The organism is Pseudomonas sp. LBUM1662 (assembly GCF_059695915.1).
In genome coordinates this window covers 2,147,022-2,170,922 of sequence record NZ_CP166793.1, presented here as the reverse complement: position 1 = coordinate 2,170,922, position 23,901 = coordinate 2,147,022, and the positions used below count along the sequence as shown (strand labels likewise).

At 60.0% G+C, this 23,901-nt stretch carries 15 protein-coding genes and 1 other RNA gene; 7 read left to right on the top strand and 9 right to left on the bottom strand.

What is annotated here, in order from left to right; all coding sequences use genetic code 11:
* Positions 1-228 precede the first annotated feature (228 nt).
* Positions 229-543 carry a helix-turn-helix domain-containing protein gene (locus ACA049_RS09830; protein ID WP_497334986.1) on the top strand — a complete coding sequence of 105 codons (315 nt, stop codon included), beginning with the start codon at positions 229-231 and terminating at the stop codon, positions 541-543.
* 179 nt (positions 544-722) lie between these two features.
* Here ACA049_RS09830 and ffs read toward each other — a convergent pair.
* The 6 genes from ffs to ACA049_RS09800 all read right to left on the bottom strand — a co-directional run bounded on the left by ffs (position 723) and on the right by ACA049_RS09800 (position 10,201).
* Positions 723-819: signal recognition particle sRNA small type (ffs, locus tag ACA049_RS09825), an RNA gene on the bottom strand.
* Positions 820-1,108: 289 nt separating this feature from the next.
* The gene (locus ACA049_RS09820; protein WP_497334984.1) at positions 1,109-2,275 is read right to left on the bottom strand and encodes a zinc-binding metallopeptidase family protein; all 1,167 of its coding nucleotides are present in this window, start codon (positions 2,273-2,275) and stop codon (positions 1,109-1,111) included.
* 176 nt (positions 2,276-2,451) lie between these two features.
* The gene (ligA, locus tag ACA049_RS09815; RefSeq protein WP_497334982.1) at positions 2,452-4,809 is read right to left on the bottom strand and encodes an NAD-dependent DNA ligase LigA; all 2,358 of its coding nucleotides are present in this window, start codon (positions 4,807-4,809) and stop codon (positions 2,452-2,454) included.
* A gap of 128 nt (positions 4,810-4,937) precedes the next feature.
* Positions 4,938-5,792: a cell division protein ZipA gene (gene zipA, locus ACA049_RS09810; protein ID WP_497334980.1), complete on the bottom strand. Its 855-nt coding sequence runs from the start codon at positions 5,790-5,792 to the stop codon at positions 4,938-4,940.
* Between the two features lie 258 nt (positions 5,793-6,050).
* Positions 6,051-9,539, bottom strand: coding sequence for a chromosome segregation protein SMC (smc, locus tag ACA049_RS09805; protein WP_497334978.1), 3,489 nt, complete (start codon positions 9,537-9,539; stop codon positions 6,051-6,053).
* A 2-nt stretch (positions 9,540-9,541) separates the two neighbouring features.
* Positions 9,542-10,201, bottom strand: a complete 660-nt coding sequence (locus ACA049_RS09800; RefSeq protein WP_461957980.1) for a GntR family transcriptional regulator — start codon at positions 10,199-10,201, stop codon at positions 9,542-9,544.
* A 266-nt stretch (positions 10,202-10,467) separates the two neighbouring features.
* On the opposite strand from ACA049_RS09800, the gene xdhA reads away from it, so the two are divergent.
* The 4 genes from xdhA to guaD all read left to right on the top strand — a co-directional run bounded on the left by xdhA (position 10,468) and on the right by guaD (position 16,607).
* Positions 10,468-11,922 (top strand): xanthine dehydrogenase small subunit, encoded by a 1,455-nt coding sequence (gene xdhA / locus ACA049_RS09795; protein WP_497334976.1) that lies wholly within the window; start codon positions 10,468-10,470, stop codon positions 11,920-11,922.
* Positions 11,915-14,314: a xanthine dehydrogenase molybdopterin binding subunit gene (gene xdhB / locus ACA049_RS09790; RefSeq protein WP_497334974.1), complete on the top strand. Its 2,400-nt coding sequence runs from the start codon at positions 11,915-11,917 to the stop codon at positions 14,312-14,314. Before xdhA ends, xdhB begins: the two co-directional genes overlap by 8 nt.
* Before the next feature lie 134 nt (positions 14,315-14,448).
* A complete protein-coding gene (gene xdhC / locus ACA049_RS09785; protein WP_497334972.1) occupies positions 14,449-15,294 on the top strand; it encodes a xanthine dehydrogenase accessory protein XdhC in 846 nt (281 codons plus the stop codon).
* An 8-nt stretch (positions 15,295-15,302) separates the two neighbouring features.
* On the top strand, positions 15,303-16,607 hold the full coding sequence (gene guaD, locus ACA049_RS09780) for a guanine deaminase (protein WP_497334970.1): 1,305 nt from the start codon (positions 15,303-15,305) through the stop codon (positions 16,605-16,607).
* A gap of 181 nt (positions 16,608-16,788) precedes the next feature.
* Here the strand turns inward: guaD and ACA049_RS09775 are convergent, their stop codons facing one another.
* Positions 16,789-17,553: a GntR family transcriptional regulator gene (locus ACA049_RS09775; RefSeq protein WP_010456474.1), complete on the bottom strand. Its 765-nt coding sequence runs from the start codon at positions 17,551-17,553 to the stop codon at positions 16,789-16,791.
* A gap of 357 nt (positions 17,554-17,910) precedes the next feature.
* On the opposite strand from ACA049_RS09775, the gene ACA049_RS09770 reads away from it, so the two are divergent.
* Positions 17,911-19,101 carry a benzoate/H(+) symporter BenE family transporter gene (locus ACA049_RS09770; protein WP_109628864.1) on the top strand — a complete coding sequence of 397 codons (1,191 nt, stop codon included), beginning with the start codon at positions 17,911-17,913 and terminating at the stop codon, positions 19,099-19,101.
* A 144-nt stretch (positions 19,102-19,245) separates the two neighbouring features.
* Here the strand turns inward: ACA049_RS09770 and ACA049_RS09765 are convergent, their stop codons facing one another.
* Positions 19,246-19,590, bottom strand: coding sequence for a YggL family protein (locus ACA049_RS09765; RefSeq protein WP_007896965.1), 345 nt, complete (start codon positions 19,588-19,590; stop codon positions 19,246-19,248).
* A gap of 234 nt (positions 19,591-19,824) precedes the next feature.
* Here ACA049_RS09765 and dacB point away from each other — a divergent pair, with 234 nt between their 5' ends.
* Complete coding sequence (dacB, locus tag ACA049_RS09760) at positions 19,825-21,285, top strand: D-alanyl-D-alanine carboxypeptidase/D-alanyl-D-alanine endopeptidase (RefSeq protein WP_497334968.1); 1,461 nt, start codon at positions 19,825-19,827, stop codon at positions 21,283-21,285.
* Between the two features lie 137 nt (positions 21,286-21,422).
* Here the strand turns inward: dacB and ACA049_RS09755 are convergent, their stop codons facing one another.
* On the bottom strand, positions 21,423-23,825 hold the full coding sequence (locus tag ACA049_RS09755) for a sensor domain-containing diguanylate cyclase (RefSeq protein ID WP_497334966.1): 2,403 nt from the start codon (positions 23,823-23,825) through the stop codon (positions 21,423-21,425).
* Positions 23,826-23,901 lie beyond the last annotated feature (76 nt).

Sequence of the window (23,901 nt, the reverse complement as noted above, 5' to 3'; positions counted from 1 at the left end):
GCAGAACCGAAGATCAGCTAGTCTCAAAAACCTCGTGCAAGGCTGGCAAAGGAGCGCAATGCTGGCGGATTTACATCGCCCATTTTCGGGAAACAGGTCACCAAACACCCCTTATTGGCGGCGATTCTACGAAACGCATCACATTTTGCAAAGCAAGGTGATGGATCATGCAGTTGTCTAATGCAAAAATCTATCGTTAAGTTCTTGATTCTAAATGGGAATTGAGCGATGCAAATTTCAAGTTTGGGTCCAGCCATCCGACGCTACCGCAAGGTCGCGGGGCTTACTCAGGCTGAACTCGGCGAAAAAACCGGTTTTGACCCCAAAACCATCAGCCGCTTTGAAACCGGAACCTATACCCCCAGCGTTGAAGCCTTGTTCCTGCTTGCCGACGTGCTGGACGTAAAGCTGAAAGCCTTTTTCGCGGATTCAGGCGATGAAGATGAACAGCGGGCGTATCTGTTCGGTGTCATCCACAAAGCCACCCCGAAGGATCTGGGAAAGCTGATCGCAGCGGTTGACCAGGCCTTGTCCAAGCCTTAGTGGCGGAAATGAAAAAGGAGGCCGATGTGTCTGATACGACACATCGGCCTCCTTTTTCGCGTGCATTCTGTAAATCGGAAACAACAAAAAACCGCCCGGAACGAACGCCGTGGCAGCACAACAACAGTCTTTTGGAATAGATAACGCGAGAGAGGATTCGCGGTGCGTTATGGAGGCAACCCCACCAGCCACACCCCGGCACACAATGTTCCCGCTGTGGCTGCTTCCTTCCGGATCTGACCAGGTTCACGGGTAATCGTTGCGGGGGGACCGATGGGGTCACCATAACGACGCTCACCTGACGGCGAGCCGCGCCATTGTACCTATCTGAGACGAAGTTACAACCGTTCGGGGGGATTAAAAAATATGTGCTGCTTCAATGACATGCAAATTCTGCACAACACCGTAGCTATGTAGCAGCTGTCGAGCCTGCGAGGCTGCGTTCGGCTGCGAAGCAGTCGCAAAATCAGACGACGCGGTTTTGCAGGTAAAACTGCGTGTGCCGGATTGACGACTGCTGCGCAGCCTCGCAGGCTCGACAGCTGCTACAAGCGGACGGAGTTGGCTAGAGGTCTTGCAGCACTTCATCCGCCCGGCCGCCCTCTTGCTGGATGACCAGGTGGATGAAGTGCAGCTTGGCAATCACTGCCGGCGGCAGCACGAAGGGGTAGAAATCCGGCTGCCCCATGCTGCGTGATAGTTCATTGAGCATGCCGGCCAGCTCGATCCACGCGTTGACGAACGACAGGAACGCCGCGCCGCCGGGATGTTGCGGATCGTAGAGCGTGTCTGACGGAAACGGCTGGTAGTCGAAATCCATCTCGCGCGCGCTCATGCCAAACCCCAGCGCCGTGTCCACCGCGTCCATCATGTGCAGGTAATGCGCCCAGGTTTCCGCCCAGTCTTCCCACGGATGCATGGTGGCGTAGGCGCTGACGCACTGTTGCTGCCAGTCGAGCGGCGCGCCTTGCTGATAATGGCGTTCGAGGGCATCGGCGTAACTGGAACGCTCATCGCCGAACAGGCTGCGGAACGGTTCCAGCCAGTGACTGTTGGCGATCAGCCGGTCCCAGTAATAGTGCCCGACCTCATGACGAAAATGCCCGAGCAACGTGCGATAAGGCTCGTGCATTTGCACCCGGAGCTTTTCGCGGTGGGCGTCGTCGGCTTCCTTGATATCGAGGGTAACCAGGCCGTTGGCGTGACCCGTGGTCGGCGGCTTGCCTTCAAGGTCGACACCTATAAAGTCGAAGGCCAGACCGGTTTGCTCATCGACGGTTTTGGGGATCACCTGCAACCCCAAGCTGATTAACTGGGCGACCAGGCGACGCTTGGCGGTCTCGACCTTGCGCCAGCGTTCGTGGTTTTCGCCAATCGACAGGTCGGGGATGGTGCGATTCAGGCTACAGGCGATGCACAACGCATCATGGTCATTGGCTGGCAGCAGCCAATTGCACGCGGCAGGGGAATCGAGATTGGCGCAGCGCCGGAACAGACCGGCTTCGGGGTCGACGTCGAGCAACCAGGTATCCGCTTGCAAGCCGGGTTGCAGCGACGACAAGCGACTCTGCTCCGGCTGATACCCCAACGCCGCCGAACAGGCCAGGCACTGGCTGTTGCGAAAGAACAGCGACTGCCCGCAGCGGCAATGCCAGACCTTGCTGTTGCGCGAACTTTCACCCACAAAGGGCGCGGCGATGCGTGAACTGAGCTGTTCGAAGTAGCGGTACATGACAATCTCTCCCTGGGGCTTGCCAAGACTAGATCATTCCCGCCCTGAGATCGTTCCCGCGTTTTTCGTGGGTGAAATCAAAAGATCGCAGCCTCGTTTTACTCGACAGCCCTACATGGAATCGTATTCCCCCTGTAGGAGCTGTCGAGTGAAACGAGGCTGCGATCTTGGCAATCTTAAACGTCGATACCGTGCTTCTTCAGAAACTCGACAAACGCCTCTTCATCAAGCACTTTCAACCCCAGTTCATTGGCCTTGGCCAACTTCGAACCGGCACCCGGCCCGGCCACCACGCAATGGGTCTTGGCCGACACCGAACCCGCCACCTTGGCCCCGAGGCTTTCGAGTTTGTCCTTGGCGACATCACGGCTCATCAACTCCAGCGAACCGGTCAGCACCCAGGTCTGCCCCGCCAGCGGCAAGCCTTCGACAACTTTCTTCTCGCTCTGCCAGTGCATGCCGAACTCGCGCAACTGCTTTTCAGCGGCCTCAGCTATCTGGCGGTTTTCTGCCACTGCAAAAAACTCGCGAACCGAATTCGCCTGCTTCTCCGGCAAGGCCTGACGCATGTCCAGCCAGTCAGCGCTCATGACCGATTCCAGCGAACCAAACTTGTCCGCCAACTTCTGCGCCCCGCCCGGCCCGACCGACGGAATGTGCAGCTTGTCGAGGAAACCGCCCAGCGTGGTACTGGCAGCAAACTCGGCACCCAACTCGCCCTGATCCTGAATCTGCAGGCCGTGCTTGAGCAGCTCCTTAATGACCTGCTGGTTATGCGCATCTTCAAAGAAGCTGTGAATCTCGTGAGCCACTTCCAGGCCGACATCCGGCAAGTACGTCAGCACTTGCGGCAACGCCCGCTGAACCCGCTCCAGCGAGCCAAGAGAGCGCGCCAGTACCTTGGCCGTCTCTTCGCCGACATCCGGAATGCCGAGGGCGTAGATGAACCGCGCCAGGCTCGGTGTCTTGCTGTCTTGGATCGCGGCGAGCAGTTTGTTGCTCGACAGTTCGGCAAAGCCTTCCAGATCGACAATGTCATCGAACTTCAGCGCATACAGATCGGCCGGCGAACTCACCAGGCCTTCATCGACTAACTGCTCGACGCTCTTGTCACCCAGGCCTTCAATGTCCATCGCGCGACGGGAGACGAAGTGAATGATCGCCTGCTTGAGTTGCGCACCGCAGGCCAGACGACCGACGCAGCGATACACCGCGCCCTCGCTGACGGTCTCGCGCCCCTTGCTGCGCTTGACCAGTTGCGTGCGCTCGACATGCGAGCCGCAGACCGGGCACTTCTCGGGAATCTGCACCGGACGCGCATCATCCGGACGACGCTCCATGACCACTTGCACCACCTGCGGAATCACGTCGCCCGCGCGGCGAATGATCACGGTGTCGCCGATCATCAGGCCCAGACGCGCCACTTCGTCCATGTTATGCAACGTCGCATTGGCCACGGTGACACCGGCGACCTTGACCGGTTTCAGGCGCGCCACAGGCGTCACGGCGCCGGTGCGGCCGACCTGAAATTCGACGTCGAGCAGCTCGGTGAGCTCTTCCATGGCCGGGAATTTGTGGGCAATCGCCCAGCGCGGTTCGCGAGCGCGGAAACCCAGCTCACGCTGGGATGCGATGCTGTTGACCTTGAACACCACGCCGTCGATTTCATAGGCCAGCCCGTTACGGCGCTCACCGATGTCGCGGTAGTAATCCAGGCACTCATCGATGCCGTGCGCCAGTTTCAGCTCGCGACTGATCGGCATGCCCCACGCCTGGAGCTGTTTCAGATTGCCGATGTGGGTGTCGGCAATGTCTGCCGAAATCTGGCCGATCCCGTAGCAGCAGAATTCCAGCGGACGGTTGGCGGTGATCTTTGAATCGAGCTGGCGCAAGCTGCCGGCCGCCGCGTTACGCGGGTTGGCGAAGGTCTTGCCGCCGACTTCCAGTTGCGTGGCGTTCAGGCGTTCGAAACCGGCCTTGGACATGAACACTTCGCCGCGCACTTCCAGGGTCGCTGGCCAGCCCGTGCCTTGCAGCTTCAACGGAATATTGCGCACGGTGCGCACGTTGACGCTGATGTCTTCGCCAGTGGTGCCATCGCCGCGCGTTGCGCCGCGCACCAACACGCCGTCCTGATAAAGCAGGCTGACCGCCAGGCCATCGAGCTTCGGTTCGCAGCTGTATTCCACCGCCGCGCCGCCGCCAAACAAGTCACCGGCCGGCAGGTCCAGGCCTTCAGTCACCCGGCGATCGAACTCGCGCATGTCGGTTTCTTCGAAGGCGTTGCCGAGGCTGAGCATCGGCACTTCGTGGCGCACCTGAGTGAACGCCGACAACGCCGCGCTGCCGACACGCTGGGTCGGCGAGTCGCTGGTGATCAGGTCGGGGTTGGCCGCTTCAAGGGCCTTGAGCTCGTGGAACAACCGGTCGTACTCGACATCCGGAATGCTCGGCTCGTCGAGTACGTGATAACGGTAGTTGTGCTGATCCAGCTCAGCGCGCAGCTCTAGAATGCGGGTTTTGGCGGCGGTCATGGGTGTTCTCTCATAAAGCAAAAGAGCAGCCGAGGCTGCTCAATCTGTAGATTTTTTTTGTAGGAGCCAGGCTTGCCGGCGAAGGCGTACTTGAGATCGCCTTCGCCGGCAAGCCTGGCTCCTACAGATCAGCGCTTCTGGGTCAGGGCGCGACGTTCGAATTCAACGATGCGCTGACGGTAATGCTCAATCGTCTGGGCGGTCAGCACGCTGCGCTGGTCGTCTTTCAGTTCGCCATTCAGCTCCTGGGACAGTTTGCGCGCCGCAGCCACCATCACGTCGAAGGCTTGCTTCGGATGACGCGGGCCTGGCAGACCGAGGAAGAAGCTCACCGCCGGGGTGCTGAAGTGGTCGATGTCGTCCAGATCGAAGATGCCCGGCTTGACCGCATTGGCCATGGAGAACAGGACTTCACCGTTGCCGGCCATGCTTTCGTGGCGGTGGAAAATATCCATCTCGCCAAAACGCAGACCGCTTTCCAGAATGTTCTGCAACAGCGCCGGGCCCTTGAAGCCGGCAGCGTCGCGGCAGATCACGCTGATCACCAGCACTTCTTCGGCTTGCGGTTGCTCCTTGTCGCTGACCGAAGGCGAGGACTTGGTGTCATCCGGGAAATCGTCGTCACGGCTGCTGAAGCTCGGGCCGCCGTCCAGGTCCAGGCTGAGGTTCATGTCGCCCTGGGAAGGCTCGCCATGGCTACGCTTGCCGCGCTTGGAACCCGATTCACGCGGTTCACGGGCAGGCATGCTCACCGACGGCAGATCGTGCTCGTCCAGTTGCGGTTCTTTATGCGTGTCCAGTACGCGGGGCGGGCCCAACAGCTCGGCGCTGGTGTCCTCGTCCGGCAGATTGGACAAACTTCGGTCAAGACGGAATTTCAGTTTTCCCTTGCCGCCGCGCATGCGACGCCAGCCATCGAAAAGAATACCGGCAATGACAATAATGCCGATGACGATCAGCCACTCGCGCAGACCGATTTCCATGTAATCCCGTGCCTCTATAAAAAATGCTGAAAAATAAGGGGTTTACAACTCGCAAACCGCTTTAAAACGTGGCGCCAACTCTATGTTCTGACAGGCGTTTTGCCCACGTATACGAAAAATTGACATTAAACTAGCACGACCAAAGGCAACTTTACACCGTCTGTCACAATGGCTTGCGCGAATATGTCGATTGGCCAGCAAGTCGAGACAGGTAAAAAAGTCCTACAGACCAAAAATACTTGCCTTACACGCGCCGACTCAGGCCTCCACCATCGCCATCGCCTCCTCGACATCCACTGCCACCAGACGCGAGCAACCCGGTTCGTGCATCGTCACACCCATCAGTTGATCGGCCATTTCCATGGCGATCTTGTTGTGGGTGATGTAGATGAACTGCACCGTCTGCGACATCTCTTTGACCAACCGTGCGTAGCGTCCAACGTTAGCGTCATCCAGCGGTGCATCCACTTCATCGAGCATGCAGAACGGTGCCGGATTCAACTTGAAGATCGCAAAAACCAGGGCCAATGCGGTCAGGGCTTTTTCGCCACCGGAGAGCAAATGGATGGTGCTGTTCTTCTTTCCGGGCGGCTGCGCCATGATCGTTACCCCTGTATCGAGTAGATCTTCGCCCGTCAGTTCCAAATAGGCGCGTCCTCCACCGAAAACTTTTGGGAAAAGCGCCTGTAAACCGCCATTGATCTGATCAAAGGTATCCTTGAAGCGGTTTCGGGTTTCCTTGTCGATCTTGCGAATCACGTTCTCAAGCGTGTCCAGTGCTTCCACCAGATCGTCGTTCTGCGCATCCAGATAACGTTTACGCTCGGATTGTTGCGTGTATTCGTCGATGGCCGCCAGGTTGATCGCACCGAGACGCTGAATACGCGTGGCAATGCGTTCGAGTTCTTCTTCGGCGTCCTTCTCGCTGGCCTCGGCAGTCAGCGTGGCAAGCACGCCGTGCAGGTCGTAGCCGTCTTCCAGCAACTGATCTTCCAGCGTCTTGCGGCGCACGGTCAGGGCTTGCCATTCCATGCGCTGGGTTTCCATCTGGCCGCGAATCAACTGCGATTGCTGCTCGGCCTGGTTGCGACGTTTTTCTGCATCGCGCAATTCACGGTCAGCGTCTTCCAGAGCGATTTGCGCGGTCTTGAGTTCTTCGTCGACGGTCATGCGCTTGTCGAGCAACTCTTCGAGTTTCAGACGCAATTCTTCCAGCGGCGCCTCGCCCTCCTCCAGATTGAGGCTCAGCTGTTCGCGCTTCTCGGTCAGGCGCTCGGACTGCATTTCCAGGCGTTCCAGCGCCTGACGTGTCGAGTCATGTTGCGCCTTGAGCGAACCCAGACGCACCGCCAATTGATGCGCGTGATCCTTGTGCTGCCGGGCTTCCTGACGCACCCGGTCAAGTCGCTCGCGCAGGCTGTCGCGCTGGGCCAGCAGCAACTCACGCTGCTCGGTGTCCAGCGCCATGGCGTCGAGGGCTTCTTGCAATTGCAGACGCGCTTCGCCGATGTTTTCGTGCTCAAGCGCCCGCTGTTCGGCCAGTTCGGTGAGTTCTTCATCGAGGCGCGTACGACGCAACGTCAGTTGTTCAACCTTGGCTTTGCCGGCAGACAACTGGGCTTTCAATTCGCCTTGCTGACGCGCTTCGTCTTGCAGCAATCGACGCAGATGTTCGCGACCGTTTTCCTGTTGACGCTGTTGCGCCCGCAGGTTTTGTAATTGGGTTTCCAGGGTTTCGACCGTGGCTTCGCGCTCTTCACGTTCAAGGCCCAGACGCTGGATTTCCTGGCCGCGGGCGAGCACACCGCTTTCCGCTTCGCTTGCCCGGCGTACGCGCAAGAAATGCCGACCGACCCAGTAACCATCGCGACTGATCAGGCTTTCGCCGGCCGCCAGTTGACCGCGCAGGGCTAATGCCTCTTCGAGACTTTCGACCGGTTTGACCTGCCCCAACCACGGCGACAGATCGATCTGCGCTTCGACTTTATCGAGCAGGCTTCCGGGCACGCGCACGCCATCACTGGCGGGGCTGAGCAAACGCAAATCGCCCTGGGCAAACCCGGCCAGATCGAAATCACCGAAATCATCCACCAGCACCGCTTGCAGGTCGGCGCCGAGCACGGTTTCCACCGCCAGCTCCCAACCCGCTTCAACTTTCAAACCTTCGGCCAGACGCGGACGGTCTGCCAGATGCTGTTCGCGCAGCCATTCGGCGGTGCCGGTGCCCGGATCGAGCGCGGCTTGCTGCAAGGCTTCGAGGGACGCGAGTCGACCGTTAAGGCGCTGCAAATCGCCCTGGGCTTGCTGTTGCGCGGTCAGCGCGTGCTGCAATTCCTGACGCAGTTGCTCAAGCTTTTCGACCTGAGCTTGTTCACTGGTCTGCAAATCCTCAAGCGTCGCTTCGGATTCAGCGAGCTGCTCGCTGAGTTCCATGATCGCGGCGTCTTCCGGGTCAGCCGAGAGCAACGCGCGCTCTTCACCGAGGCGCTTCTGCCGGTCGGCCAGACGCTCCATGCTGGTTTCGAGTTGCTGAATCCGCGATTGCTGAACCTCGGACTGGCGACGCGGCTCGGCGGCCGTGAGGTTGAACGTGTCCCACTGCTCCTGCCAGGCGTGCATGGTGGTTTCGGAGTCTTCCAGCGCGGCAGCGGCCTCTTCGGCGGCGGCGCTGGTGACTTCCTGTTCCGGCGTGTGCATGTCCAGCTCTTCGCCGAGGGTCAGCAGCAAGGTACGGTCGTGGCCCAGGTGCGATTCGGTTTCCAGACGAGCGCGCTCGGCTTCTTTCAGATCGTCCTGCAACTGGCGCAAGCGCTGCTGACCGTGCTGGATGCTCTGCTCGACCCGGGCGATGTCGCCACCGACCGAATAGAAGCGCCCCTGCACCAGATTGAAGCGCTCTGACAGGTCATGGTGCCCGTCACGGAAGCGTTCGATAGCCGCATCGGCATTGCGCTGTTCGGCGACCAACGCTTCGAAGGTGACTTCCTGATTGCCGATGATCGCTTCGCGCTGCCCGACCTGTTCGTTCAGCGCCTGCCAGCGCAGGGCCGACAGCTGAGCCTTGAGTTGACGTTCCTCGCCTTTGTATTCCTGATACTTCTTGGCAGCCTCGGCCTGGCGGTGCAAACGTTCCAGCTGCCGCTCAAGCTCTTCGCGAAGGTCGGTCAGGCGCGCAAGGTTTTCGTGGGTGCGGCGGATGCGGTTTTCGGTCTCGCGCCGGCGTTCCTTGTACTTGGAGATGCCCGCCGCTTCTTCGATAAAGTTGCGCAGGTCTTCGGGCTTGGACTCGATCAGCTTGGAGATCATCCCCTGCTCGATGATCGAGTAGCTGCGCGGGCCGAGGCCGGTGCCGAGGAAGATGTCGGTGATGTCGCGACGACGGCATTTGGTGCCGTTGAGGTAATAGGTGGTCTGGCTGTCGCGGGTCACTTTGCGGCGAATGGAAATTTCCGCGTAGGCGGCGTACTCGCCGAGCAGGGTGCCGTCGGAGTTATCGAACACCAGTTCGATACTCGCCTGGCTCACCGGTTTACGACTGGTCGAACCGTTGAAGATGACGTCGGTCATCGACTCGCCGCGAAGGTTCTTCGCCGAACTTTCGCCCATCACCCAGCGAACGGCGTCGATGATGTTCGACTTGCCGCAGCCATTGGGCCCGACTACCGCCGCCATGTTGCTGGGGAAGTTCACCGTGGTCGGGTCGACGAAGGATTTGAACCCTGCCAGTTTTATGCACTTGAGCCGCACGCTTAAGCGTCCGTCAGGGCAGAAACCACCAGATCGCAGCTGCGCTGGGCGTAGGCCGTCAGCACTTCGCGGATCTGCGGAAAGTCACGGGCCAGCACGGCCGCGAGCAAGCGTTCGAACAGTTCGAGGAACTCGCTCATCGACGCCTTGCGTTGGTCCAGGGCGAGGAAATACGCGCGGCTCATGGCCGGCTGCAGGTTCTCGACGGTTTCCTGCAAGTACGGATTGTTGGCAAACGGGTACGCGGCGCGCATCACGTTGAAGCTGTCGTCGACGAAGGTGCGGATGTCCTGACGTTCGTAGCTGGCGGCCAGGCGCTGCTGGATCTGCACGAACGGCGCCATGTCGGCCTGGACCTGCCAGCCCTTGGCCACGGCATTGCCCAACAGAATATAGAGCTCGCTCATCAGTGTGCACAGGCTCTGCACCTTGTGGGCGGTGAGCTCGGTGACGTGGGCACCGCGTCGCGGCAGGATCGCGATCAGGTGGCGGCGCTCGAGAATCAGCAAAGCCTCGCGGACCGATCCGCGGCTGACATTGAGGGCCAGCGTGACCTTCTGTTCCTGGATGCGCTCCCCGGGCTTCATTTCGCCACGAATGATGCGTTCGGCGAGGTGGTGAGCAATTTGCTCGGCGAGGCTGTCCGGCGCCTTGAACGTCATGGTTGTCCTTCAAACTCTTCGATCTGCACAAGCGGCGCAGTGTAGCGCACATGAAGGGTCATGGCGGAGTGCCCACTCAGCGGTTTTTGGCACGAATCACGCAAAAAGCAGGCTATCCCGTGAGGGTCAATAATGAAGGAACGAGTCGTTGATCGACAAAATGCTGTTTCCTGACCTTTAAGTCAGAAAATCATTGACCGCAAAGTCAGACCTGATAAATTCGGTCCAAGTCGGTTAACAACAATAATGAGTCTGCGAGGCCTTCCGTGATCCAGTTTTTACTTAACCAGGAACTCCGTAGCGAGCACGCCCTGGACCCAAACCTGACCGTGCTCAATTATCTGCGCGACCATGTGGGCAAACCCGGCACCAAAGAAGGCTGCGCCAGCGGTGACTGCGGCGCCTGCACCGTGGTGGTCGGCGAGCTGCAAACGGATGACGATGGCCGCGAACACATTCGCTATCGCAGCCTCAACTCGTGCCTGACGTTCGTTTCGTCATTGCACGGCAAACAACTGATCAGTGTCGAAGACCTCAAGCACCAGGGCGAACTGCACAGCGTGCAGAAAGCCATGGTCGAGTGCCACGGCTCGCAATGCGGCTTCTGCACCCCGGGCTTCGTAATGTCGCTGTTCGCGCTGCAAAAGAACAGCGACGAACCGGACGCCCACAAAGCTCACGAAGCACTGGCCGGCAATCTCTGCCGCTGCACCGGCTATCGGCCGATTCTCGCCGCCGCCGAACAATCCTGCTGCGGCAAGCAAACGGACCAGTTCGATGCGCGCGAAGCCGACACCATCGCCCGCTTGAAAGCCATCGCCCCCACCGACATCGGCGAACTCAACAGTGGCGACAAGCGCTGTCTGGTGCCGCTGACCGTGGCCGATCTGGCCGACCTCTACGACGCTTATCCACAGGCCCGGCTGCTGGCCGGCGGTACGGATCTGGCGCTGGAAGTCACCCAGTTCCACCGCGCATTGCCGGTGATGATCTACGTCGGCAACGTCGCAGAAATGAAACGCATCGAACGCTTCGACGATCGCCTGGAGATCGGCGCCGCGACTGCGCTCTCAGATTGCTACGAAGCCTTGAAAGCCGAATACCCGGACTTCGGCGAATTGCTGCAACGCTTCGCTTCATTGCAGATCCGCAACCAAGGCACCCTCGGCGGCAACATCGGCAACGCCTCGCCGATTGGTGACTCGCCTCCCCTGCTGATCGCGTTGGGCGCGCAGATCGTTTTGTGCAAAGGCGAAACCCGTCGCACCCTGGCGCTGGAAGATTACTTCATCGATTACCGGGTCACCGCGCGCCAGGAAAGCGAGTTCATCGAAAAGATCATCGTGCCGCGTGCCAGCGCCGAACAACTGTTCCGTGCGTACAAGGTTTCCAAACGCCTTGACGATGATATTTCCGCCGTCTGCGCCGCGTTTAACCTGCGCATCGACAACGGCGTGATCGCCGACGCCCGCGTGGCGTTCGGCGGCATGGCCGCGATTCCGAAACGTGCGAACAACTGCGAAACCGTGTTGCTCGGCGCGCCGTTCAACCACGCCACCGTCGAACGCGCCTGCGCCGCACTTGCCGAAGATTTCACGCCGCTCTCGGACTTCCGCGCCAGCAAGGAATATCGCCTGCTCAGCGCGCAAAACCTGCTGCGCAAATACTTCATCGAACTGCAAACGCCGCACATCGAGACTCGGGTGACCGCTTATGTCTAACCATCACGCCGTAGAGAAGACCCAGGCCGAACTGGCTGAACTGTTCGCCAAGGACCTGACCACCGGTGTCGGCCGCAGCGTCAAGCACGACAGCGCCGCCAAGCATGTGTCGGGTGAAGCGCAGTACATCGACGACCGGCTGGAGTTTCCCAATCAGCTGCACCTTTACGCACGCCTGTCAGACCGTGCCCACGCGAAAATCATCAGCATCGACACCAAGCCTTGCTACGCCTTTGAAGGCGTACGCATCGTCATCACCCACGAAGACGTGCCGGGCCTGAAAGACATCGGGCCATTGCTGCCGGGCGATCCATTGTTGGCGATTGATGACGTGCAATTCGTCGGTCAACCGGTGCTGGCCGTTGCTGCAAAAGACCTGGAAACCGCACGCAAAGCCGCGATGGCCGCGATCATCGAATACGAAGATCTCGAGCCGGTGCTGGACGTGGTTGAAGCATTGCGCAAACGCCACTTCGTGCTCGACAGCCACACCCATCAGCGCGGTGATTCGGCCGGCGCATTGGCGACTGCCGAACATCGCATCCAGGGCACGCTGCACATCGGCGGCCAGGAGCATTTCTACCTCGAAACCCAGATCTCTTCGGTGATGCCGACTGAAGACGGCGGGATGATCGTCTACTGCTCGACCCAGAACCCCACCGAAGTGCAGAAACTGGTGGCCGAAGTGCTGGACGTGTCGATGAACAAAATCGTCGTCGACATGCGCCGCATGGGCGGTGGTTTTGGTGGCAAGGAAACCCAGGCCGCGAGCCCGGCATGCCTGTGCGCAGTGGTCGCCCATCTCACCGGCCAGCCGACCAAGATGCGCCTTCCGCGCGTCGAAGACATGCTGATGACCGGCAAGCGTCACCCGTTTTACGTCGAGTATGACGTCGGCTTCGACAGCACCGGTCGCCTGCACGGCATAGCCCTGGAACTGGCCGGCAACTGCGGTTGCTCGCCGGACCTGTCGGCGTCGATTGTCGACCGCGCGATGTTCCACGCCGACAACTCGTACTACCTGGGCGATGCGACCATCAACGGTCACCGCTGCAAGACCAACACCGCGTCGAACACCGCTTACCGTGGTTTCGGCGGCCCGCAAGGGATGGTCGCCATCGAGGAAGTGATGGACGCGATCGCCCGTCACCTGGCCCTCGATCCACTTGCCGTGCGCAAGGCCAACTACTACGGCAAGACCGAGCGCAACGTCACCCATTACTACCAGACCGTCGAGCACAACATGCTCGAGGAAATGACCGCCGAACTGGAAGAAAGCAGCCAGTACGCCGAGCGTCGTGAAGCGATCCGTCGCTACAACGCCAACAGCCCGATCCTGAAAAAGGGCCTGGCGCTAACCCCGGTGAAATTCGGTATTTCCTTCACAGCCAGCTTCCTCAACCAGGCCGGTGCGCTGATCCACGTCTACACCGACGGCAGCATCCACCTGAACCATGGCGGCACGGAAATGGGTCAGGGTTTGAACACCAAGGTTGCGCAGGTGGTGGCCGAAGTGTTCCAGGTGGAAATGGACCGCGTGCAGATCACCGCGACCAACACCGACAAGGTGCCAAACACCTCGCCGACCGCAGCGTCCAGCGGCGCCGACCTCAACGGTAAAGCGGCACAGAACGCGGCTGAAATCATCAAGAAACGCCTCGTGGAATTCGCTGCGCGCCAGTACAAGGTCAGCGAAGAAGACGTGGAATTCCACAACGGCCACGTACGGGTTCGCGATCACATCCTGACGTTCGAAGCGCTGATCCAGCAGGCGTATTTTGCCCAGGTGTCGCTGTCGAGCACTGGCTTCTACAAGACCCCGAAAATCTTCTACGACCGCAGTCAGGCGCGCGGTCGGCCGTTCTACTACTACGCGTTCGGGGCAGCGTGCTGCGAGGTCATCATCGACACCCTGACCGGCGAGTACAAAATGCTCCGTACCGACATCCTCCACGACGTCGGCGACTCGCTGAACCCGGCCATCGACATCGGCCAGGTCGAGGGCGGTTTCATCCAGGGGATGGGTTGGCTGACCATGGAAGAACTGGTGTGGAACAACAAAGGCAAACTGATGACCAACGGCCCGGCCAGCTACAAGATCCCGGCCGTTGCCGACATGCCGCTGGACCTGCGGGTGAAGCTGGTGGAAAACCGCAAGAACCCGGAAGACACGGTGTTCCATTCCAAGGCCGTGGGTGAGCCGCCGTTCATGCTCGGCATCGCGTCGTGGTGTGCGATTAAGGATGCCGTGGCGAGCCTCGGTGACTACAAGCATCAACCGAAGATCGATGCGCCGGCGACCCCGGAGCGGGTGTTGTGGGGGTGTGAGCAGATGCGGCAGTTGAAGGCGGCGAAGGCCGTTGAGGCGGAGGCCGAGTTGGCTTCGCTCTAGACCGCGGCGCGCCCTTTGCGGGCAAGCCTCGCTCCTACAGGATTGATAGCGGTCAAACGATCACCGCCAACATGTAGGAGCGAGGCTTGCCCGCAAAGAGGCCCGAACAGACAACAGAAATGTTGAGGTGAAACATGTACAACTGGATCGACGCCCTCGCCGACCTGCAATCCCAGGGTGAACCCTGCGTGTTGGTGACCATCATCGAAGAGCTCGGCTCGACGCCGCGCAATGCCGGTTCGAAAATGGTCATCAGCGCTAACCAGACCTTCGACACCATCGGTGGCGGGCACCTGGAATACAAAGCCATGCAGATCGGCCGCGAGATGCTCGCCAGCGGCAAGCAGGACACGCACCTGGAGCGCTTCAGCCTCGGCGCCAGCCTGGGCCAGTGTTGCGGCGGCGTGACCGTGTTGCTGTTCGAACCGATGGGCCAGGTCCAGGCGCAGATCGCCGTGTTCGGCGCCGGCCATGTCGGCCGGGCGCTGGTGCCGCTGCTCGCCAGCCTGCCCTGCCGGGTGCGCTGGATCGATTCGCGGGAAGCCGAATTCCCCGAACAGATCCCCCACGGCGTGCGAAAAATTGTCGCCGAAGAACCGGCGGATGAAATCGACAACCTGCCCGCCGGCAGCTACTGCATCGTCATGACCCACAACCACCAGCTCGACCTCGAACTCACCGCCGCGATCCTCAAGCGCAACGACTTCGCCTACTTCGGCCTGATCGGTTCGAAGACCAAACGCGTGAAGTTCGAACACCGCTTGCGTGACCGTGGTTTCGACAGCGCCGTGCTGCAACGCATGCGCTGCCCGATGGGCATCGGCGAAGTCAAAGGCAAATTGCCTGTGGAAATCGCCATCTCCATCGCCGGCGAAATCATCGCCACCTATAACGCCAGTTTCGGCCAGCAAACTGCCAGCGCCGGATCATCGATCGCCAAACTGCTGCCTGCTTCACGCCGCAGCCAAGCCACCAGTTGAGAAATCACATGCCTTTGACTCGCAAAGCCTACCGCGCCGCCATTCTGCACAGCATCGCCGACCCTGCCGAAGTGGGTATCGAAGCCTCGTACGAGTATTTCGAAGACGGCCTGCTGGTGGTCGATAACGGCCAGATCAGCGCCCTCGGTCACGCCAGCGAATTGCTGCCTACCCTGCCGGCCGACATCGAGATCACGCATTATCAGGACGCGTTGATTACCCCCGGTTTCATCGACACCCACATTCACCTGCCGCAAACCGGCATGGTCGGCGCCTACGGCGAGCAATTGTTGGACTGGCTCAACACCTACACCTTCCCGTGCGAAAGCCAGTTCGCCGACAAAACTCACGCTGATGAAGTCGCGGACATTTTCATCAAGGAACTGCTGCGCAACGGCACCACCACCGCGCTGGTGTTCGGCAGCGTGCACCCGCAATCGGTGAACTCGTTCTTCGAGGCCGCCGAGCAGCTGGACCTGCGAATGATCGCCGGCAAGGTGATGATGGACCGCAACGCGCCGGACTACCTGACCGACACCGCCGAATCCAGCTACGTCGAAAGCAAGGCGCTGATTGAGCGCTGGCACGGCAAGGGCCGCCTGCACTACGCGGTCACCCCGCGCTTCGCCCCGACCAGCACCCCGGAACAACTGACCCTCGCCGGCCAGCTGCTCAGCGAATATCCGGACCTGTACATGCAGACCCACATCAGTGAAAACCTGAAGGAAGTCGAGTGGGTCAAGGAGCTGTTCCCGGAGCGCAAGGGCTACCTGGACGTTTACGATCATTACCAATTGCTGGGCGAGCGCTCGGTGTTCGCCCACGGCGTGCACCTGTGCGACGACGAATGCGCGAGGCTGGCGGAAACCGGTTCGGCGATTGCGTTCTGCCCGACTTCCAACTTCTTCCTCGGCAGCGGCCTGTTCAACCTGCCGATGGCCGAGAAGCACAAACTCAATGTCGGGCTGGGCACGGACGTGGGCGGCGGCACCAGTTTCTCGCTGCTGCAAACGTTGAACGAGGCGTACAAGGTCATGCAACTGCAAGGTGCGCGCCTGAGTCCGTTCAAATCGCTGTACCTGGCGACCCTCGGCGGTGCGCGTGCGCTGCGTCTTGAAGACAAGATCGGCACCCTGCAACCGGGCACTGACGCCGACTTCCTGGTGCTGGATTACAACGCCACGCCGTTGCTGAGCTATCGCTTGAAGCAGGCGAACAACATTGCCGAGACGTTGTTTGTGTTGATGACGCTGGGGGATGACCGGGCTGTTCTGCAGACGTATGCGGCGGGGAATCAGGTGCATCAGCGTTAAGGTTTTTCGAGCATAAAAAAATCCCCCGTTGCTTTATCGCACCGGGGGATTTTTGTTGGCTGTCAGAAAGATCAAAAGATCGCAGCCTCGTTGCACTCGACAGCTCCTACACGGGTACGCGTTCCAATGTAGGAGCTGTCGAGTGCAACGAGGCTGCGATCTTTTCAGCAACAACTGACAATCAGAGCTTGACCGCTGGCCGCCCTGGCTTCTTGGTCTGCAACAAATGCGAGAACACCGCATGCAAATCATCCGACGCACTTTCTTCGTCGAGGTTGAGTTTGCTGTCGATATGATCCATGTGATGCATCATCAAATTCACCGCCAACTCACCGTTACGCGCTTCGATGGCGTCGATCAGTTGGGTGTGTTCGTCATAGGAACAGTGGGAACGGTTGCCGCTTTCGTACTGGGCGATGATCAGCGACGTCTGGGACACCAGGCTGCGCTGGAAGCTGATCAGCGGTGCGTTCTTCGCCGCTTCGGCCAGTTTCAGGTGGAACTCGCCCGACAAACGGATACCGGCACCGCGATCGCCACGGGAGAAGCTGTCGCGTTCGTCGTTGACCATCTGCCGCAACTCGGCAATCTGCTCGGCAGTGGCGTGCTGAACTGCAAGTTCAGTGATTGCGCGCTCTACCAGACGCCGCGCCAGGAACACCTGACGGGCCTCTTCAACACTTGGGCTGGCGACGACAGCACCGCGATTCGGACGCAGCAGCACGACGCCTTCATGGGCCAGGCGCGACAGCGCGCGGCGAATGATGGTGCGACTGACCCCAAAAATTTCCCCCAGCGCTTCTTCGCTCAACTTGGTGCCGGGCGCCAGACGCTGTTCGAGGATGGCCTCGAAGATATGCGCGTAGACAATATCGTCCTGGGTACCGCTGCGGCCGGCTTTGCCTGCTCGCGGTTGTTTCTTGAGGGGCTGCAACTGTTCGTTCATGGGCACTCGAGTCGGGAGAACTGCGGCGAATTGACCGTGACTGTAATACGGCACAGTGGGTCGCTGGCAAGTATCGCGTAAAAAACACCGCGATTGTACACAATGGATGGTGGCAACACGACTGTACGGCTGTTTGTCGCTTCTGCTGTATCGCAACGGTTGGTTACTTTTGAGTTTAGGCTTGATCGCAGAATCCGCTGCCTGAACACGATACCTGTAGGAGCGAGGCTTGCCCGCGAAGGCGTGGTGTCAGTCAACATTGATATCGACTGATACGACGCCTTCGCGGGCAAGCCTCGCTCCTACAGGGTTCAGCGTTGATCCGATGTCTTTAACCGAACAAGGAACACCGCTGTCATGAACGACGCCACGCACACGCAGCTCCGCCCTCTGGCCGATACGTCACCGTCGGCGATCGTTGCCGGCTTCATCGCGATGATGACCGGTTACACCAGCTCCCTGGTCCTGATGTTTCAGGCCGGACAAGCGGCGGGCCTGACCAGCGGGCAGATTTCGTCGTGGATCTGGGCGATCTCGATTGGCATGGCGGTGTGCTCGATCGGCCTGTCCCTGCGTTACCGCACGCCAATCACCATCGCCTGGTCGACGCCCGGCGCGGCGTTGTTGATCACCAGCCTGGGCGGCGTGAGCTACGGCGAAGCCATCGGTGCCTACATCACTTGCGCAGTGCTGGTGACCATTTGCGGCCTGACCGGTAGCTTCGAACGACTGGTGAAAAAGATTCCGGCGTCATTGGCCGCAGCGTTGCTGGCGGGGATTCTGTTCAAAATCGGCAGTGAAATCTTCGTCGCTGCGCAACATCGCACCGGGCTGGTGCTGGGGATGTTCTTCACTTATTTGCTGGTCAAACGCCTGTCGCCGCGTTACGCGGTGCTCGCGGCATTGCTGATCGGCACGGCGTTGTCCGGGTTCATGGGGTTGCTGGACTTCAGCGGTTTCCATCTGGAAGTGGCGACGCCGGTCTGGACCACGCCGCACTTCTCCCTGGCCGCGACCATCAGCATCGGTATTCCGTTGTTTGTGGTGGCGATGACCTCGCAGAACATGCCCGGCATCGCCGTATTGCGCGCCGACGGCTACACCGTGCCCGCCTCGCCGCTGATCACCACCACCGGCATCGCCTCGCTGCTGCTGGCGCCATTTGGCTCCCACGGGATCAACCTGGCGGCCATCAGCGCGGCAATCTGCACCGGGCCGCATGCCCATGAGGATCGCAACAAGCGCTACACGGCGGCGGTCTGGTGCGGGATTTTCTACGGGATTGCCGGGGTGTTCGGCGCAACGCTGGCGGCGTTGTTCGCGGCGCTGCCTAAAGAGCTGGTGCTGTCGATTGCGGCGCTGGCGCTGTTCGGCTCGATCATCAATGGCCTGAGTATTGCCATGACCGAAGTGAAGGAACGCGAGGCGGCGTTGATTACCTTTATGGTCACGGCGTCGGGGCTGACGCTGTTTTCCATTGGTTCGGCATTTTGGGGGATTGTGGCGGGGGTGTTGACGCTGGTGATTCTGAATTGGCGTAAAGCCTGAAAAGCAAAAGATCGCAGCCTCGTTGCACTCGACAGCTCCTACAGGGAAAGCGCATTCCAATGTAGGAGCTGTCGAGTGCAACGAGGCTGCGATCTTTTGCTCTTAAAAAAAACGGCGACCCTTGGGTCGCCGTTTCTTATGACATCAAGCTACCGGATTGATCGGCTTTTCCGGGTACCAGACGTCGATCAGCGGGCTGACGGTTGCTTCGGTCAGTTCGCTGCGGCCTTTGAGCCAGGCTTCAACAGCAGCGCGCTGCTCTTCGGATACCGAGCCACGTTTCTGCAGGCAAACCAGACCGAAGTCGTCGCCGCCAACATAGCCCAGACCGTTGGCTTCCATGGCTTCTTTCAGGAACGCGTCGAGGAAAGCATCAATGGCTTCATCAGCCAAATCTTCTTTGAAATCCAGGTTCAGTTCGAAACCCAGCTCTTGAAATTCATCGACGCACAGTTTTTTGCGCAGACGCTGGGAACGGTTAGTCGCCATTGGAACAATCCTCATAAGTAATAACGGGCGGCACTTTAGCAGTTTAAGCCGCTAATTGCCCGACTCTCTGGGGCGCGTCGCTGACCGTCGGTAAAAAAATTGCGGATTAGAAGGCCACGGCAAGGCACAAGCCGTTACACCTTGGGGCATAATGCCGACACTTTCATGACCACTGAGGGAATTTATCTTCATGCCCTCGTCTTTTTTCCCCTCGAATGTAGGGTTTTATTTCACATGATCAAATCTTTGCGTCCATTGTTGCTGGCCGGTTTTATTCTTCCTCTGGCCTTCTCCGTTTCCGCCGCCCCTATCAACACCGGTCTGTCACCCAACGTCGAAAAAGCCCTCAAAGCCAGCAAGCTTCCGGACAACGCCCTGTCGCTGGTGATGATTCCGTTGAACGGCCCGGGCACCCCGACCATTTACAACGCTGACGTGTCGGTCAACCCGGCCTCGACCATGAAACTGGTGACCACCTATGCCGCGCTGGAAATGCTCGGCCCGAATCACCAGTGGAAAACCGAGTTCTACACCGACGGCACCCTCAGCGGCGGCATCCTCAACGGCAACCTCTACCTCAAGGGTGGCGGCGATCCGAAACTGAACATGGAAAAGCTCTGGCTGCTGATGCGTGACCTGCGCGCCAACGGCGTGACGCAAATCACCGGTGACCTGGTGCTGGACCGCGGTTTCTTCGTGCAACCGCAACTGCCCGAATTCAACGATGACGGCAATGACGACAACAAGCCGTTCCTGGTCAAGCCAGACTCGCTGATGGTCAACCTCAAGGCCCTGCGCTTCGTGGCGCGCAACGACAACGGCCGGGTCCTGGTGTCGGTGGAACCGCCGATTGCCAGCATCAACATCGAGAATCAGGTCAAAGCAGTCAACTCCAAGCAATGCACCGGTGGCGTGCGCTACAACCCGGTGACCCAGCCCGATGGCAGCGTGACCGTGACGGTCGGCGGTCAATTGGGCGATGGCTGCAGCTCGCAGACGTATCTGTCGCTGCTTGACCACGCGACCTACACCGCCGGTGCCGTGCGCGCGATCTGGAAGGAACTGGGCGGCAGCATCCAAGGCAAGGATCGTCTGGCGCCGACGCCGAGCAACGCCAAAGTGCTGGCCCGTGCCTACTCGCCGGATCTGGCGGAAATCATTCGCGACATCAACAAATACAGTAACAACACCATGGCTCAGCAGCTGTTCCTGAGCCTGGGCCAGAAATTCCGCACCGACGCCGACGGTGACGACGCCAAGGCTGCCCAGCGCGTGGTGCGTCAGTGGCTGGCGAAAAAAGGCATCACCGCGCCGCACCTGGTGATGGAAAACGGCTCCGGCCTGTCCCGTGCCGAACGCGTGAGCGCCCGTGAAATGGCGGCGATGCTGCAAGCCGCATGGCGCAGCCCTTATTCCGCCGAGTTCATCAGTTCGATGCCGATTGCCGGCACCGACGGCACCATGCGCAAACGCCTGAAAACCACGGCGATGCGCGGCGAAGCCCACGTCAAGACCGGCACCTTGAACACCGTACGCGCAATCTCCGGTTTCAGCCGTGACGTCAACGGCAACACCTGGGCGGTGGTGGCGATCCTCAATGACAAGGCCCCGTTTGGCGCATCGTCGGTGCTGGATCAGGTGCTGCTGGACCTGTATCGCCAGCCGAAAGTGCCGGAAACGGCTTCGGTGCTCTAACCCCGTTCCTCAAAACACCACAGATCCAAATGTGGGAGCGGGCTTGCTCGCGAATACGGAGTATCAGTCGACATTGATGCTGACTGACACACCGCATTCGCGAGCAAGCCCGTCCCACAGGGGTTTTGCATGCACCTTTAGCTGGTTTGCGGCTCGACCCGATCCCGTCCCGCCTGCTTCGCCGCGTAAACCCCCGAATCCGCCCGCAGCAACAGCGCGTCCGCGCCCTCCCCGACTCGCCAACTGGCAATCCCGAAACTCGCGGTCACGGTCCCCACGCCTTCGATCGGTGAGCTGCGCAATCCTTGCCACAGCTGCAAGGCCAGCACCTGCGCCTGTTCGCCGTCGATGTCCGGGCACAGCACCATGAATTCCTCGCCACCCAGGCGACAGAACACGTCGGTACGTCGCAGACGATGGCCGATGCGCTCGCACACGGCTTGCAACACCCGATCGCCCACGGCGTGTCCATGCAGGTCATTGATGCGTTTGAAGTGGTCGATGTCGAGCATGATCACCGACAACTCGCCGCCACCGCGCTCGACCCGGGCCATTTCGGTGGTCAGGCGTTCCTGGAAATAGCGGCGGTTGTGGATCCCGGTCAGCGAGTCGGTGATCGACAGCGCCCGCAGCTCTTCTTCCACCCGCTTCAGGTCGGAAATGTCCGAGATGTAGCCATGCCAAAGCACTCCGCCGCCCGGCAATTCCTCCGGAGTCGCCTCGCCGCGCACCCAGCGCAGGCCACGCTGCGGCAGTTGCACACGGTATTCCTCACGCCACGGGCTGAGCGTGTCCGCCGAGGCGCGGATCGAGGCGCGTACGCGGGTGGTGTCCTGTGGATGAATCCGCGTGAAAATCGCTTCCGCGTTGAGCAGCAGCACATCCGGTTCGAGCTCGTAGATTTCGCGAATCCCGTCGCTGGCGTAGATCACACTGAAACGACCGTCGAATTCCATCTTGAATTGATAAATGCCACCGGGCACATGGGCGCTGAGCTTTTTCAGCAACAGATCCCGTGCGGCCAAAGCCTCGTGAACGCGTTTACGTTCGGTGATGTCGATGCAAACCGCCAGATGCCCGACCCACAAGCCTTGCTCGTCGAGTACCGGGGTCGCGAGCATGTTCACGGTCAAATGGCTGCCGTCCTGACGGACCAGCGTCCACTCCCGCGCTTCGTGACCGCCCTCTTCTCCGCCTTCGACCAACATCGCCTGACAGGTCGGGATCGGCTTGCCATAGCGCGCGCTCAACTCCGCCGAGCGAGCCACCAGCTCCCGGGGAAAGTGCAGATTTTCCAGGGTCATGTGCCCCACCACGTCAGCGCTGGAGTAACCGAGCATTTGTTCGGCCCCGGCATTGAAGGTGCTGATGACGCCACGCAGGTCGGTGGCAATGATCGCCACTTGCGTCGCGGCATCCAGCACGCCGCGCAACTGGCCGTGAGTGCCGCGCAATTCCTGCTCGCGGGCGTGCAATTCCTGGGTGCGCTGCTCGACCATTTTCAACGCGCGCTGACGCTGGCTGACCAGCACGTAGAGCAACGCACTGAGCAGCACGCTGAGCAAGCCACCGAGCACCACCAGGCTGCTCACCGAGGAATGGTTGGCCTTCAGAAAGGCTTCGCTGGGCAGGATGTCGACTTGATAGTCGTGGTCGGCCATGCGCAACAGGCGTGTCGCGGACAATTCACTCGGCGCAGGCGGGTTATAGGACTCGTAAAGCACTTCGTGCTGATCGTCGGTGGACAGGTCAAGGATGCGTACCGAAAGATAGTCATAACTGGCCTCCGGCAACCCGTCCGCCAGCAACTGGCGCATGCTGATCACCGCCATGACATAACCGTAGGGTTTGGCGCTCGGCGTTGCCGCATCACTCTGACGCTTCACCGGCGCCACCAGCAGCACCCCCCGCGCATAGGCCGGCTCGATGCTGACCAGATGCATCGGCTGCGACACCGCCATGCTGCCCGATTTGTCGGCCCGATCCAGGGTGGCGCGGCGCAACGGCTGGGCAAACAAGTCGTATCCGAGCGGCGAGCCGAGGCGGCTTCGGGTCTGGCTGTAGAGCACCGCCACGTATTCATCCCGTTCGGCCGCCAATTGCAGTTGGCCCTCGGCATTGAGCTCACGCAGGGTGAAGTTGCTCAAACCTTCTTCTTCGCGCACTTTGCGCTCGAACTCTGCCCGCTCGGCACGGGTGACCCGCGCCGCGAATGAATACGCCTGAGTGCGGTGCAGCAAGGGTTGGGTGTAGCCGTCGAACTCCTCGCGGGAGACCGACTCGGAATTGGAGAAGAACCGGCGCAGGCCGTCGAGACGCTGCTCCTGATCTTCGAAACGTTCTTCGATACGGCTGTAACGTTCGCTGGCGAGCAGCTGGAAACGTTGCCGCAATTGATGGTGATACAGATTCAGCGTCGACCAGGCCAGCAATCCGGTAAGAATCCCGCCGACGAGCAATACCAGCAGCGCGACCAGCCAGGCCGAGACATCTTCACTGATAAAACCCAGGATCTTGGGACGCACGGCGTGCAACGACATAGACGCAACTCAAAACGCCAGGTGCGGGAAAGCCCATTGGCCATGAGTTGAGTTATAGCTATTAGCCACTAATTTG

Excerpts from the sequence above, each read along its gene's own strand:
- ACA049_RS09830 (WP_497334986.1), top strand. The coding sequence starts at position 229 with ATGCAAATTTCAAGTTTGGGTCCAGCCATCCGACGCTACCGCAAGGTC.
- ACA049_RS09820 (WP_497334984.1), bottom strand. The coding sequence starts at position 2,275 with ATGTACCGCTACTTCGAACAGCTCAGTTCACGCATCGCCGCGCCCTTT.
- ligA (WP_497334982.1), bottom strand. The coding sequence starts at position 4,809 with ATGACCGCCGCCAAAACCCGCATTCTAGAGCTGCGCGCTGAGCTGGAT.
- zipA (WP_497334980.1), bottom strand. The coding sequence starts at position 5,792 with ATGGAAATCGGTCTGCGCGAGTGGCTGATCGTCATCGGCATTATTGTC.
- ACA049_RS09800 (WP_461957980.1), bottom strand. The coding sequence starts at position 10,201 with ATGACGTTCAAGGCGCCGGACAGCCTCGCCGAGCAAATTGCTCACCAC.
- xdhB (WP_497334974.1), top strand. The coding sequence starts at position 11,915 with ATGTCTAACCATCACGCCGTAGAGAAGACCCAGGCCGAACTGGCTGAA.
- xdhC (WP_497334972.1), top strand. The coding sequence starts at position 14,449 with ATGTACAACTGGATCGACGCCCTCGCCGACCTGCAATCCCAGGGTGAA.
- guaD (WP_497334970.1), top strand. The coding sequence starts at position 15,303 with ATGCCTTTGACTCGCAAAGCCTACCGCGCCGCCATTCTGCACAGCATC.
- ACA049_RS09775 (WP_010456474.1), bottom strand. The coding sequence starts at position 17,553 with ATGAACGAACAGTTGCAGCCCCTCAAGAAACAACCGCGAGCAGGCAAA.
- ACA049_RS09770 (WP_109628864.1), top strand. The coding sequence starts at position 17,911 with ATGAACGACGCCACGCACACGCAGCTCCGCCCTCTGGCCGATACGTCA.
- ACA049_RS09765 (WP_007896965.1), bottom strand. The coding sequence starts at position 19,590 with ATGGCGACTAACCGTTCCCAGCGTCTGCGCAAAAAACTGTGCGTCGAT.
- dacB (WP_497334968.1), top strand. The coding sequence starts at position 19,825 with ATGATCAAATCTTTGCGTCCATTGTTGCTGGCCGGTTTTATTCTTCCT.
- ACA049_RS09755 (WP_497334966.1), bottom strand. The coding sequence starts at position 23,825 with ATGTCGTTGCACGCCGTGCGTCCCAAGATCCTGGGTTTTATCAGTGAA.